We start from the raw sequence: 13,426 nt of genomic DNA on the forward strand, positions 1-13,426 counted from the left end.
CTGGAGGCGATCACCGTACATCGCCTCTGAGGAAGCCGTACAACGAAAAAGGAGACCTCGTGTCAGTGCCAGAAAACATCACCCTCATCGTCGACGGCGAAGAGAACGTGGTGACCACGGGCACGACCGGCGCCGACCTTTTCGGGGACCGCCGCGACGTCGTCGTCGTGCGCGTCGACGGCGAGCTGAAGGACCTGGACCAGCCGATCCCCGCGGGCGCTGAGGTCGAGCCGGTCACCATCGCGTCGGCGGACGGGCTTAACGTGCTCCGCCACTCCGCCGCGCACGTCATGGCCCAGGCCGTGCAGCAGCTGCGCCCTGACGCCAAGCTGGGCATCGGACCGTACATCACCGACGGTTTCTACTTCGACTTCGACGTTGAGGAGCCGTTCACCCCGGAGGACCTGAAGCAGCTCGAGAAGAGCATGCTCAAGATCGTCAACAGCAACCAGAAGTTCCGCCGCCGGGCGGTTTCCGAGGACGAAGCCCGCGCCGAGATGGCCGAGGAACCCTACAAGCTCGAGCTGATCGGCCTGAAGGGTGCCTCCGATGAAGCCGGGGAAGGCGCCGACGTCGAGGTGGGCGGCGCTGAGCTGACCATTTACGACAATGTGGATGCCCGCAGCGGCGATGTGGTTTGGAAGGACCTGTGCCGCGGCCCGCACCTGCCCAACACCAAGCTCATCTCCAACGCCTACGCACTGACCCGCTCCGCAGCCGCGTACTGGCGCGGCAGCGAGAAGAACAAGCAGCTCCAGCGCATCTACGGCACCGCCTGGCCCACCAAGGACGACCTGAAGGCCTACCAGGAGCGCCTGGCCGAGGCCGAGCGCCGCGACCACCGCAAGCTGGGCAGCGAACTGGACCTGTTCTCCTTCCCGGATGAACTCGGGTCCGGCCTGCCGGTCTTCCACCCCAAGGGCGGCATCATCCGCAAGGCGATGGAAGACTACTCCCGCCAGCGGCACACCGAGGCCGGGTACGAGTTCGTCTACACCCCGCACATCACCAAGGGCCACCTCTACGAGGTTTCCGGACACCTGGACTGGTACCGGGACGGCATGTTCCCTCCGATGCACGTGGACGCCGAGCTGAACGAGGACGGCACGGTCCGCAAGCCCGGCCAGGACTACTACCTGAAGCCGATGAACTGCCCGATGCACACCCTGATCTACCGCTCGCGCGGCCGGTCCTACCGCGAGCTGCCGCTGCGGCTCTTCGAGTTCGGATCGGTCTACCGCTACGAGAAGTCCGGCGTGATCCACGGCCTGACCCGCGTCCGGGGAATGACCCAGGATGACGCCCACATCTACTGCACCCGCGAGCAGATGAAGGACGAGCTGACCGGGACGCTGAACTTCGTGCTGGGCCTGCTCAAGGACTACGGGCTGGACGATTTCTACCTGGAGCTCTCCACCAAGGATCCGGAGAAGTTCGTCGGCTCCGACGAGCTCTGGGAGGAAGCGACCCGCACCCTGGCCGAAGTCGCCGAAGCCTCCGGGCTGGAACTCGTGCCGGATCCGGGCGGAGCGGCGTTCTACGGCCCGAAGATCTCCGTCCAGGCCAAGGACGCCATCGGACGCACCTGGCAGATGTCCACCATCCAGCTGGACTTCAACACCCCCGAGCGCTTCGGGATCGAGTTCCAGGCCCCGGACGGAACCCGCCAGCGTCCGGTAATGATCCACCGCGCACTCTTCGGCTCCGTCGAACGCTTCATGGCCGTGCTGACCGAGCACTACGCCGGCGCTTTCCCGGCCTGGCTCGCTCCCGTGCAGGTGGTGGCGATTCCGGTGGCCGAGACCTTCAACGACTACCTGTTCGACGTCGTCGACCGGCTGAAAGCTGAAGGCATCCGCGCCGAGGTCGACATCAGCTCGGACCGTTTCCCGAAGAAGATCCGCACCGCGAGCAAGGACAAGGTCCCGTTCGTCCTGATCGCCGGCGGGGAAGACGCCGAGGCCGGCGCCGTGTCCTTCCGCTTCCGCGACGGTAGCCAGGACAACGGCGTGCCCGTGGACGAAGCGGTGCGCCGCATTGTCGAAGCGGTCCGCAGCAGGGCGAAGTAGGGCGGCCGGATCCGCGCATGAGCGAAGACCGCAAGGAACAGCCCGGCCAGCCGTCCGTCGACGACTTCGAACTGCCCGGCGTCCCGGACGCATTCCAGCGCCTGTGGACGCCGCACCGGCTTGCCTACATCAAAGGCGGCCAGCACCAGTTCAAGGACGAGAACGACTGTCCCTTCTGCGCGGCCCCGGCGCGCAGCGACGAGGAGTCGCTGATCGTGCACCGCGGTGAGCGGGCGTTCGTGATCCTGAACCTGTTCCCCTACAACCCGGGCCACTTGTTGGTCTGCCCCTACCGCCATGTCCCGGACTACACGGACATCAGTGGTGAGGAGACGGACGAGATCAGCAGGCTCTCGCAGACCGCCATGCGTGTGCTGCGCAAGGTGTCCAGCCCCACCGGTTTCAACCTGGGCATGAACCAGGGTGTCACGGGCGGGGCAGGGATCGCCGGGCACCTGCATCAGCACATCGTGCCGCGGTGGGGCGGCGACGGGAACTTCCTGCCGATCATTGCCCAGACCAAAGCGATCACGCAGACGCTTGGCGAAGTGCGGCGCCAGGTCGCCGAAGCGTGGCCCTCCGAGGGCGAGGGGTAGGAAGTTGCTGAACAAGTACGCCCGCGCACTCTTCGCGCGAATCTTCACGCCGCTGGCGAACCTGCTGATCCGTCTGCACGTGTCCCCGGATGCAGTGACCATCGTGGGCACTCTCGGTGTCGCCGCCGGCGCCCTCATCTGGTACCCGCAGGGACAGTTGTTCTGGGGGACCGTCGTCATCACGCTGTTCGTGTTCTCCGACATCGTGGACGGGCTGATGGCGCGTGCCCTGGGCCGCTCCGGCCGCTGGGGAGCCTTCCTGGACTCCACCTTGGACCGGCTGGGGGACGGGGCGGTCTTTGCCGGCCTGATCGTCTGGTTCTATACGGGCGGGAACAATCACACCATCGCTGTGCTGGCGCTTGCCTGCCTCATCCTCGGCAGCCTGGTGTCCTACGCGAAGGCGCGGGCAGAAGGCCTTGGGATGCGCGCCGACGTCGGCGTGGCTGAACGCTCGGAGCGGCTGGTCGCGGTGCTGGTCACCACAGGCTTCACCGGCCTGGGGTTGCCGGAGACGGTGCTGCTCGTGGTGCTGGTGCTGTTGGCGGTGGCCAGCCTCGTCACCATCTTCCAGCGGGTGTCGCTGGTCCGCGCCCAGGCCCTCGTGCCGGAGGACGGCGGGAACGGGCTCTAGGTTCGGAGCGAATCCCGGCGAGGGCTAGTATGGACATGTTGGTTTGAGCCTTGTTCAAGGCAGTCATCTTTCTACCCATAGGGGTTTCTTGTGTCTACACCTGATGTAACGTCCGGTGCTGCTCCCGTCACGGGAAGCAGCCGAGTAAAGCGCGGCATGGCCGAAATGCTCAAGGGCGGCGTGATCATGGACGTGGTTACACCGGAACAGGCCCGCATCGCCGAAGATGCCGGTGCTGTTGCGGTGATGGCCCTCGAGCGCGTTCCTGCGGACATCCGCGCCCAGGGCGGCGTGTCGCGCATGAGCGACCCGGACATGATCGACGGCATCATCGAGGCCGTGTCCATCCCCGTCATGGCGAAGGCCCGCATCGGCCACTTCGTCGAGGCGCAGGTGCTGCAGTCCCTCGGTGTCGACTACATCGACGAGTCCGAGGTGCTGACCCCGGCCGACTACGTGAACCACATCGACAAGTGGAAGTTCACCGTCCCCTTCGTCTGCGGCGCCACCAACCTCGGCGAGGCCCTGCGGCGCATCAACGAGGGCGCGGCCATGATCCGTTCCAAGGGCGAGGCCGGAACCGGCGACGTCTCGAATGCCACGGGCCACATGCGCAAGATCCGCGCCGAGATCGCCCGGCTGTCCTCCCTGCCCGAAGACGAGCTCTACGTCGCGGCAAAGGAACTGCAGGCCCCGTACGAACTGGTCAAGGAAGTTGCCCAGGCCGGCAAGCTCCCGGTGGTGCTGTTCACTGCCGGCGGCATCGCCACGCCGTCGGACGCTGCCATGATGATGCAGCTCGGTGCGGACGGTGTCTTCGTCGGCTCCGGCATCTTCAAGTCCGGCAACCCGGCTGAGCGCGCTGCGGCGATTGTGAAGGCGACGACCTTCCACGACGATCCCTCCGTGATCGCCGAGGTCTCCCGCGGACTGGGCGAAGCCATGGTCGGCATCAACGTCGAAGAGCTTCCCGAGCCGCACCGCCTCGCCGAGCGCGGCTGGTAAGCAGTTCAGGTCTCAGGCCGAAGCCGGCCTGAGACCGGAGTTTTTGGAGGGGCCGTCCCGGAAGGGGCGGCCCCTTTTGCGTTCCGAGGTATGCAGCGGCGTGGGTGCTGTTGCGGGAGCCCTTAGCGGGGGCGGTGCCGGGAGCCCTGCTGTGTCCTCGGGCGGCCCGCAATCAACCACAGGATGCCGCCGACGACGCTTCCGAGCACGATGATGACGAGCCACACCGGCTGCGGGAAGGAGCGCACATCACGCGCGTCGGTCCGGCTGAAGTCCACGATGCTGTACGCCCAGAGTCCGAGCGCTGCGGCAAGGACGAGGACGGTCAGCAGGTCGGTGACCGAGAGGCTCATGGAATCAGTATGCGCCGGCTTGGGGTGAAGGAGGAGGGGTGAGTCTCCCTCCACAAGCACCGGCGTGGAGCTGGTTTTCCACTTGTACGCCGGCCTCCTCCTGCGCCCTCAAACTGTCGGAGCCAGGTGGCAGAGTGAGGTTATGGAGGTACTTGAGGTCCGGGAGCGTCGCCAGCCGCGGGTAGCGGCGGGGGATCCGCTGCTGTCCGAACTCGATGTGTTGGAGGGGCGTCTGGCCGGGTTGGTGGCGGACGGCGGCTTGGCGGGTCTGCGCTCGGACGCGGAGGCGATGGAATTCGCGGCCGGTGTGGAGCGGGTTTCCCGGGTGATCGGTCGGCTGCAGGTGATGGCGGCGGCGGAGCTTGATGCCCGGCGGGCTGCCGGCTCCGGGGGTTCGGGGGCGGCCGGGCCGCTGGTGCCGGAGGCGCCCGGGGCGGATTCCGGTGCGGGCGCCGGCCCGTGCGCCGGTGCGGGGGCCGGGTCGGTGTTTGAGGGGTTCCGGAACACGGCGGAGCTGTTGCGGTCGGTGCTGCGGATCAGTGTCGGCGAGGCGCGCCGGCGGCTGGCCCTGGGCGAGGCGGTGCTGCCCTCGGCGGGTTTGGGCGGCCAGGACGTGCCGGCACGGTATCCGGTGTTGGGGGAGGCGTTCCGGGACGGGATGCTCGGCTCGCGGGCCGCGACCCTGGTCGCGGTTTGCCTGGAGAAGACCCGCCGCCTGTGCACGCCGGAGACGGCGGGGCGGATGGAGCAGGCGCTGACTCTGACGGCGTCGGAGAGTGATGAGGATTTCCTGGTCCGGATGGCGCAGCGGTGGGTGGCGGCGATTGACCAGGACGGGCCGGAGCCCTCGGAGGAGGAGCTGCGGCACCGGCAGGGGTTGTTTCTGCGCCGCCGGCACCGCGGCCTGCACCACCTGGAGATCTTCGCCACCGACGAGCAGTACGAACAGATCGCCACCGTCATCCACACCGCCACGAACCCCAGAACCACCACCAGTGAAGCGGCACAACGTGGCGTCGAATGCGGCGCTGGCGGAAACGGTTCTGCGGGTGCGGGTGTGCCGGGTGTGTTTGATCGCCGGTCCCGGGCCCAGCAGCTCCTCGACGGGCTCATCGCCGGCTGCCAGGCGGCGCTGGCCGCGGGCGGTCTGCCCGCCACCGGAGGGCTCCGCCCGCAGGTCATGGTCACCATCGGCTACCAGGACCTGCTCAACGACCTCACCACCAATCACCAGGCACACGGGGACGGCAGAAACGACGGCGGGACAGGCGGGGGTGGAGGGCGGTTCGTGTTCACCGGGCCCGTCACCGCCCGCAGCATCCGTCGCCTTGCCTGTGACGCCGAGGTGCTGCCCGTCGTGCTCGGCGGCCAGGGCCAGGTCCTGGACGTCGGACGCTCAGCGAGGGCGTTCCCGCCGCACCAGCGCAAAGCCCTGGTTGCCAGGGACGGCGGGTGCACCGCCCCCGGCTGCACCGTCCCTGCCGCCTGGTGCGAAGCCCACCACGTGCAGTGGTGGTCCCGCGGCGGCCCCACCGCGCTCAACAACGCCGCCCTGGCCTGCGCCTACCACCACCACCTGCTCCACAAGGAACGCTGGCGCATCACCCTCCGCAACGGAATCCCCTGGTGGACACCACCACCGGAACTCGACCCCACCCAAACCCCCAGACACAACACCTACTTCAACATCTGAGCGCTGGGGTGCCCGACGAATCCTTCCCGGCGGTGTGCGAGCCCTAGTTCAATCCCCGACGTTCCAGCAGCGGGGCGATGTCGGCGTCGCGGCCGCGGAAGGCGCGGAAGGACTCCAGCGGATCCCGGCTGTTGCCGCGGGAGAGCAGCTCGCGGCGGAAGTGGTCACCGTTATCGCGCTGCAGGCCACCGTTCTCCTTGAACCATTCCACCGTGTCAGCGTCGAGTGCCTCGCTCCAAATGTAGGAGTAGTACCCGGCGGCGTAGCCGCTGGCGAAGATGTGCTTGAAGTAGCCGGTCCGGTAGCGCGGGGGCACCAGGGGGTAGGCCACTCCCGCAGCCTCCAGTGCGGTTGCCTCGAATTCGAGCGGGTCGCCGGGCTCAGCGCCGGGCGCCAGCTCATGCCACGCCAGGTCGAGCAGTGTGGCGCCGAGGTATTCCGTGGTCCCGAAGCCCTGGCCCCACAGCTTTGCCTCCTCGAGCTTGTCGACGGTTTCCCGTGGGAGCGCCTCACCGGTGCGGTGATGCCGGGCGTAGTTGGCGAGCACCTCGGGCCAGAACATCCACATCTCGTTGACCTGCGACGGGTACTCGACGAAGTCCCGCGGCACGTTCGGGCCCGAGAACAGCGGATAGGTGACATCGGAGAGCAGGCCGTGCAGCGCATGCCCGAATTCGTGGAACGTCGTGCGGACCTCGTCCAGTGTCAGCAGGGCCGGTTCACCCGCGGGCGGCTTCGGGATGTTGAGGTTGTTGACAACGACGGGTTTCTGCCCGAGCAGCCGGGACTGCTCGACCAGCGGGTTCATCCAGGCACCCCCGACCTTGGTGGGCCGGGTGAAGTAGTCGCCCAGGAACAGCCCGAGTCCTGCGCCGTCGGCGTCGCGCACCTCCCAGACACGCACGTCGGGGTGGTAGCCGCTAAGGTCGCTCCGCTCCTCGAAGCTCAGGCCGTAGAGACGGTTAGCGGCGAAGAAGACTCCGTCCTGCAGCACCCGGTCCAGCTCAAAATAGGGCCGCAGCGCCCCCCGGTCGAGGCTGAACTTCTGCTGACGGACCTGCTCGGAGTAGTAGGCCCAGTCCCACGGCTCCAGATCGTGGCCGGCGGCCTCGGCAAGAGCTTCCGCTTCCGCACGGGCATTCCTCACAGCAGCCGGAGTGATCGTGGCCAGCATTTCCTTCACCGCGGCATACGACGGCGCGGTCTGGTCCGCGGTCGCGCACTCCGCGTAGTTGCCGTAGCCCAGCAGTTCAGACCGCTCGGCACGGAGCACCGCCATCCTGGCGCCGATGCCGACGCTCTTGTTCGCATTCTCCCGCGAGCCGCGAACGAGTGAATTCTCCATGAGCCGCTTACGCGTCGCGCGGTTGGCCAGCGAGGCGAGGGCCGGCTGGCCGGAGGGAGAGAGCAGTGTCAGGAGGTACTTTCCCTCATGCCCGGCGTCGGCCGCAGCCTGCCGGGCCGCCGCGAGGTCATCGGGGGAGAGCCCAGCCAGCTCGTCGGCATCGTCGACCAGCAAGGCAAGGTCGTTGGTGTCCCTGAGCACCGACTGGCTGAACCGCGTGCTCAGCTCCGAGAGTTCCTCGTTGATGGTCCGCAGACGCTGCTGGCCGGAGTCGTCCAGCTGCGCGCCGGCACGCCGGAAGCGGCGCAGGTACTCCTCAAGCAGGCGCCGCGACTCGTCGTCGAGGTCCTCGGCGTCGGCATCGACGGCGGAAAGCCGGGCGAAGAGGCCCTTGTTGAGGTAGAGGTCGTCCTCGTGTGCGGCCAGCCGCGGGGCGATGACTGTTTCAATCTCCTGGACGCTGTCGGTCGAATCTGCGGAGGACTTGTTGAAGAACACAATGCTGACCCGGCGCAGCGTCGCGCCAGCCCGCTCCAAGGCCTCGGCAGTGTTGGCGAAGGTGGCCGGCTCGGGGTTGGAAGCAATGGCATCGATTTCGGCGGCGTGCTCGCGGATACCCGCTTCGAACGCAGGCAGGTAATGCTCATCGCGGATCTGCTCGAACGGAGGCAGCTCGTAGTCGAGCGTGCTCGGGCTCAGAAAGGGATTCGTCATGAAGGAACTATTTCACAATGCGCCGGGCCGGTAGGGAAACAGGCGCTCAAACGCCGGCGAGCGGCCAGTTGCGGCGGCTTCCGGTGAGGAAAGGCCGCCATAACTGGCCGCTCGCGCGGGGAGAGGCAGGAAGCGGGCTGCTGGCGCTACTCCTTGGAGCGGAACACCAGCGACATCGGAGTGGTCTCCGTGGTCTGGCCCTGCGGGTTGTCTTTGAAGATGCCCTCGACGACGTCCTTGGCCAGGCCCGTGTCGTGGCCCAGGGCGACGACGCCGAGGTCGTTCGCGTCCATGATCGCGGTTCCTGCGAAGGTTGCCGCGTACTCCGGCGGCACTGTGTTGCGCACGAGGGCGCTCAGCCGGCGGGCGACGCCTTCGGGATCCTTCGGCGCGAGCTTCACCGAGTGGGTCGAGGTGCCCACCTGGTAGCCGGCCGCGCCGTCGATGGCGTTGATGTCATGGCCGACGACTTCGTAGAAGACGCCCTTCTTGCCCTGGAGCTTGCCGATGACGCTGCGCGCGGAGGCATAGAGGATCTTCGGCAGGCCCACCTCGCCGATGGCCAGCTGCATGGACCAAGGGCTACCCAGACCGATGCCGGCGGAGGTGCGGCTGACGAATTTGCTGAGAACGCGTGCGGCGGGGGAGACCTTGATGTCCCACACCGGGATCGAGCGGCCCTGGGTCATGGCGACGATCTTCTCGCTTACGAACAGGTACCAGGGGGTGTCCTTCGTGGCTTCCGCGTGGTCGTTGCCGGCGTCCGGTAGGCCGTCGAAGAACCTCTTGACGTACCCGGCGATGGCCGGATCGAAATCGGTTTCCTTGTAGAAGACATCGGTGCGCAGGGGGTAGCGGCGGTAGGTGTTGCCGTCCGCCGGCACGGTGATCTCCAGCTGCTTGTCGGCGTTGGGCACGTAGTCGCTCTTGCCCTCGATGCCGGCCTTGACCTCGGGCTCGTCGAAGAACTCGCGCAGCCAGAGCTCGGTGTTGAGCAGGCGCCAGAAGACCATGGTGTTGGCGCTGTTCTTGCCCTGCAGGTACTCCTCGAAGGCGTACAGCACGGCGTCCTGGTCCCAGTACGGCCGGTACTCGAAGGAGCTGGAGAGGAAGACCTGGTAAATCTTCTCCTTCATCAGCTTGAACCACTCCGCCTCGGGGGTGGTGAAGCCGATCTTGTTGCGGCGGTTGCTGATCATCTCCGGCAGCAGTCCGCGGGTGGCGTCGCGCAGGATGCGCTTGTTCCAGCCGCCCTTGATGATGGACTCGTCATCGAGGCTGAAGAGGAACTTCACCACTTCCTTGTCGAGGAACGGCACACGCCCCTCGAGCGAGAACCGCATGGTGTTCTTGTCCTCGTAGCGCAGCACCGCCGGCAGCGACTTGTGGAACAGATCATCGATCAGGCGCAGCTTGAGGTTGTCCGGGATGTTGCTGAACGTCTCCGACTTGAACTGCGAAGTCCAGTCCTTGCGCAGCAGGGTGGAGACAGAGAGGCTCTTCTTCGCCGTGAGCATGCCCTGCAGCCGGAACCGGCCGAGCCGGAAGAAAATGTCGGTTGCCGACGCGATCTCCTTGGCCAGCTTCGCGTTCTGTCCGCGCTTCTTCAGCTGCCGCAGGTAGGCGAAGTAATAGGGAATGTAGCCGGCCATCATTTCGTCGGCGCCCTGGCCGTCCAGCAGAACGGTGACGTGCTTGGAGGCTTCCTGCATCACGCGGTACTGCGCGTACGGACCGGAGGAAATGATCGGCTCCTCCTGGGTGCGCACGAAATCCTCGAGGTCCTCGGCGAATTCGTGCGCCTTCGGCAGGATCTTGTGGCTGGTGACGTTGCCCTTGCAGATGTCCAGGACGGCGTCGGCGTACTTCTCTTCGTCGTTGATCGAGTTCGGGAAGATCGCCGAGAAGGTCTGCTGCGAGGCGCCGAGCGAGTCGGTGGCGGCGGCCTTCTCCTGCATGAGCTTGTTGATCGTGACGACGACGGCGGAGGAGTCCAGGCCGCCGGAGAGGGCCGTGCCCACCGGAACTTCGGACTGCAGCCGCAGGCGCACGCCTTCGGTGAAGCGGCGGCGGTACTCGTCGATGACGTCCTGGCTGTACGGCGTCTCGATCTTGGAGAGCTCTTCGAGTTCCTCACGCAGCCGGGTGAAGGGGCTGACGGCGAACTGGCCGGTGGCGGTGTCGATCACCATCTTCTCGCCCGGCATGAGCTTGTAGATGCCGTCGAAGAAGGTCTCGGCTTCCTCATCGTGGATGCGGAACTGCAGGTAGCGGTACAGGATGCGCTCGTTGACCTTGCGCTCGAGTTTGTCCGCGGCCAGCAGCGGCTTGATTTCGGAGCCGAAGAGGATCTTCGGTTCGACGTCGGTGCCCGCGTTCGCCCAGTACAGCGGCTTGATGCCGAAGTGGTCGCGTGCCAGCACGAGCCGGCTGTTGCGCCGGTCGTAGATCGCGAACCCAAACATGCCGTTGAAGCGGTCGAACGCGTCGTCGCCCCACTGCTCGTAGGACTGCAGCACCACTTCGGTGTCGGAGTTGGTGCGGAACGTGCGCCCGAGCGCCTCCAGTTCGGCCCGCAGGTCGAGGTAGTTGTAGACCTCGCCGTTGTACACCAGCACGGTCTCGCCGTCGGCGCTGATCATCGGCTCCTGGCCGTGGGCGACGTCGATGATGGACAGCCGCTTGTGGGCCAGGCCCACCTGTCCGTCAGTGAAGTAGCCCTCGCCGTCGGGACCTCGGTGCTCAATGCACTTGTTCATGGCCTCCAGAAGACCTTGGTCTTCCCCGAAGCCGTGGTATCCGGCGATTCCGCACATACTGCCAACCAATCTTTCGCTGAAGTCGTCCCGGTCCATGCTACTTGCTTGGGCCTTGCCGCCCGGCGCCGGGCGGCGTCCCGGGCGGGCCGGGCCGCATCAGCCCGGGGTCCGATTTGGCGGCCCCACTATGATGTTGGAGTGAGTATTTCAGTATCGACGGCGGCCCGGGAGACGGTTTTGGACAAGGCCCCGTCGCCCTCAGAGAGGCCTTTGGTCGGCGTGCTGGCCCTGCAGGGCGACGTGCGCGAACATGTCCACGCGATCGAGGCATCCGGCGGCCGCGCCATCACTGTCCGCCGCCCGGCCGAGCTTGAGTCCGTGGACGGGCTCGTTATTCCCGGCGGCGAGTCGACCACCATCGACAAACTGTCCCGCATCTTCAACCTCGCCGACCCGATCCGGGAACGGATCGCCGCCGGGATGCCGGTGTACGGCTCCTGCGCGGGGATGATCCTGCTGGCCGACGAGATCACGGACCCTGCGACGGACCGCGGCGGCAACCCGCAGCAGACCTTCGGCGGGCTCGACATCGCGGTCCGCCGCAACGCGTTCGGCCGGCAGCGGGAATCCTTCGAGACCGACCTCGACTTCGCGGGGCTGCTCCCGGCCGAGGACGGCAGCGTCGAACCCGTGCACGCCGTGTTCATCCGCGGTCCGTGGGTGGAGCGCGCCGGCGACGGCGTCGAGGTCCTGGCCCGGGTCGAGCCCACGGGATCGGCGCAGGAAGCCGCCGTCGAGGGGGCCGCTAGAATTGTCGCAGTACGATCGCGGCAGCTGCTGGCCACCTCATTCCATCCGGAGGTCACTGGAGAGCTCCGGATCCACGACCTTTTCATTCGCATGATCAGAGGAGAAGCGTAACCATGTCGGGCCACTCCAAATGGGCAACCACCAAGCACAAGAAGGCCGTCATTGACGCCCGACGCGCCAAGTCCTTCGCCAAGCTGATCAAGAACATTGAAGTCGCCGCGCGCATCGGCGGCCCCGACCTCGCCGGGAACCCGGCACTTGAGCTCGCGGTGCAGAAGGCCAAGAAGACCTCGGTGCCGAACGACAACATCGACCGGGCGATCAAGCGCGGCTCGGGGCAGCTCGGCGAAGCGGTCGACTACCAGACGATCATGTACGAAGGCTACGGCCCGCAGGGCGTGGCCATCCTGATCGAGTGCCTCACCGACAACAAGAACCGCGCCGCCTCCGAGGTCCGCCTCGCCGTGACCCGCAACGGCGGCAACATGGGCGACCCCGGTTCGGTGGCCTACATGTTCACCCGCAAGGGCGTCGTGAGCCTGCCGAAGAACGACCTGACCGAGGATGACCTGCTGATGGCCGTGCTCGACGCCGGTGCCGAGGAAGTCAAGGACAGCGGCGAGAACTTCGAGGTCATCTCCGAGCCGCAGGACCTGCCGGCGGTGCGCGCGGCGCTGCAGGAAGCCGGCATCGAGTACGACACCGACGAGGCCGGCTTCGTGCCCTCGATGGAGGTCCAGCTCGACGTCGACAGTGCCCGGAAGTTCATGAAACTCTACGACGCGCTCGAGGACCTCGACGACGTGCAGAACGTGTACTCCAACGCGGATGTGAGCGACGAGGTCATGGCGGCGCTCGACGCCGAATAGCGGTTTCCGGTGAGCCTGCGCGTGCTGGGGGTGGACCCGGGCCTGACCCGTTGCGGGCTTGCGGTGGTCGATATTGCGGCAAACCGCCAGGCCACGCTGGTTGCCGTGGGGGTGGTCGGCACTCCGCCCGAGGTGTCGCTGGACCGCAGGCTGCTGATGATTTCGACATCGATCGAGGAGTGGCTGGACCTGCACACGCCGGCCGTGCTCGCGGTCGAGCGGGTGTTCTCCCAGCTGAACGTCAGCACCGTGATGGGGACCGCGCAGGCCTCCGGCGTCGTCATCGCTGCGGCCGCCAAACGCGGGGTGCCGGTGGCGCTGCACACGCCGACCGAAGTCAAGGCCGCCGTGACGGGCAGCGGCTCCGCCAACAAGGCAGCCGTCACCAAGATGGTGACAAAGATCCTGCGCCTGCAGGAAGCCCCGAAACCCGCGGACGCTGCGGACGCCCTGGCCCTGGCGATCACGCACGCGTGGCGGTCCGGCCCGACCTCCGCGCCCGGCTCGCCGTCGTCGGCAGGGCTCACCCCGGCCCAGAAGGCCTGGGCGGCGGCGGAGGCCAAGGCGCGCCGGCGCTGA

11 protein-coding genes are annotated in these 13,426 nt (G+C 66.9%); 8 read left to right on the plus strand and 3 right to left on the minus strand.

Annotated features, from left to right (window positions below):
* The first annotated feature begins 59 nt into the window (after nt 1–59).
* The 4 genes from thrS (at nt 60) to pdxS (ending at nt 4,304) form a co-directional block, all read left to right on the plus strand.
* Entirely contained in the window at nt 60–2,069 is a 2,010-nt protein-coding gene (gene thrS / locus KIH31_RS13895; protein ID WP_214427741.1) for a threonine--tRNA ligase, read from the plus strand.
* Nucleotides 2,070–2,086: 17 nt separating this feature from the next.
* A complete protein-coding gene (locus KIH31_RS13900) occupies nt 2,087–2,665 on the plus strand; it encodes an HIT domain-containing protein (protein WP_214427742.1) in 579 nt (192 codons plus the stop codon).
* 4 nt (nt 2,666–2,669) lie between these two features.
* Entirely contained in the window at nt 2,670–3,299 is a 630-nt protein-coding gene (gene pgsA, locus KIH31_RS13905; RefSeq protein ID WP_214427743.1) for a phosphatidylinositol phosphate synthase, read from the plus strand.
* 90 nt (nt 3,300–3,389) lie between these two features.
* Complete coding sequence (gene pdxS / locus KIH31_RS13910; RefSeq protein WP_214427744.1) at nt 3,390–4,304, plus strand: pyridoxal 5'-phosphate synthase lyase subunit PdxS; 915 nt, start codon at nt 3,390–3,392, stop codon at nt 4,302–4,304.
* Between the two features lie 122 nt (nt 4,305–4,426).
* Here pdxS and KIH31_RS13915 read toward each other — a convergent pair whose 3' ends face one another.
* Nucleotides 4,427–4,657, minus strand: coding sequence for a PLDc N-terminal domain-containing protein (locus KIH31_RS13915; RefSeq protein ID WP_214427745.1), 231 nt, complete (start codon nt 4,655–4,657; stop codon nt 4,427–4,429).
* 142 nt (nt 4,658–4,799) lie between these two features.
* Between KIH31_RS13915 and KIH31_RS13920 the strand changes: the two genes are divergently transcribed.
* On the plus strand, nt 4,800–6,350 hold the full coding sequence (locus tag KIH31_RS13920) for an HNH endonuclease signature motif containing protein (protein ID WP_250546012.1): 1,551 nt from the start codon (nt 4,800–4,802) through the stop codon (nt 6,348–6,350).
* 43 nt (nt 6,351–6,393) lie between these two features.
* Here KIH31_RS13920 and KIH31_RS13925 read toward each other — a convergent pair whose 3' ends face one another.
* Nucleotides 6,394–8,409 carry a M3 family metallopeptidase gene (locus tag KIH31_RS13925; RefSeq protein WP_214427746.1) on the minus strand — a complete coding sequence of 672 codons (2,016 nt, stop codon included), beginning with the start codon at nt 8,407–8,409 and terminating at the stop codon, nt 6,394–6,396.
* A gap of 146 nt (nt 8,410–8,555) precedes the next feature.
* A complete protein-coding gene (asnB, locus tag KIH31_RS13930) occupies nt 8,556–11,264 on the minus strand; it encodes an asparagine synthase (glutamine-hydrolyzing) (protein ID WP_307857656.1) in 2,709 nt (902 codons plus the stop codon).
* A gap of 141 nt (nt 11,265–11,405) precedes the next feature.
* Here asnB and pdxT point away from each other — a divergent pair, with 141 nt between their 5' ends.
* From pdxT to ruvC, 3 genes are read left to right on the plus strand one after another with little or no spacing between them, the layout of a single operon-like run.
* Nucleotides 11,406–12,089, plus strand: coding sequence for a pyridoxal 5'-phosphate synthase glutaminase subunit PdxT (gene pdxT, locus KIH31_RS13935; protein ID WP_214427905.1), 684 nt, complete (start codon nt 11,406–11,408; stop codon nt 12,087–12,089).
* Between the two features lie 2 nt (nt 12,090–12,091).
* The gene (locus tag KIH31_RS13940; protein ID WP_214427748.1) at nt 12,092–12,847 is read left to right on the plus strand and encodes a YebC/PmpR family DNA-binding transcriptional regulator; all 756 of its coding nucleotides are present in this window, start codon (nt 12,092–12,094) and stop codon (nt 12,845–12,847) included.
* A gap of 9 nt (nt 12,848–12,856) precedes the next feature.
* The gene (ruvC, locus tag KIH31_RS13945) at nt 12,857–13,426 is read left to right on the plus strand and encodes a crossover junction endodeoxyribonuclease RuvC (RefSeq protein ID WP_214427749.1); all 570 of its coding nucleotides are present in this window, start codon (nt 12,857–12,859) and stop codon (nt 13,424–13,426) included.

The organism is Paenarthrobacter sp. DKR-5 (assembly GCF_018531425.1).
GTDB lineage: Bacteria > Actinomycetota > Actinomycetes > Actinomycetales > Micrococcaceae > DKR-5.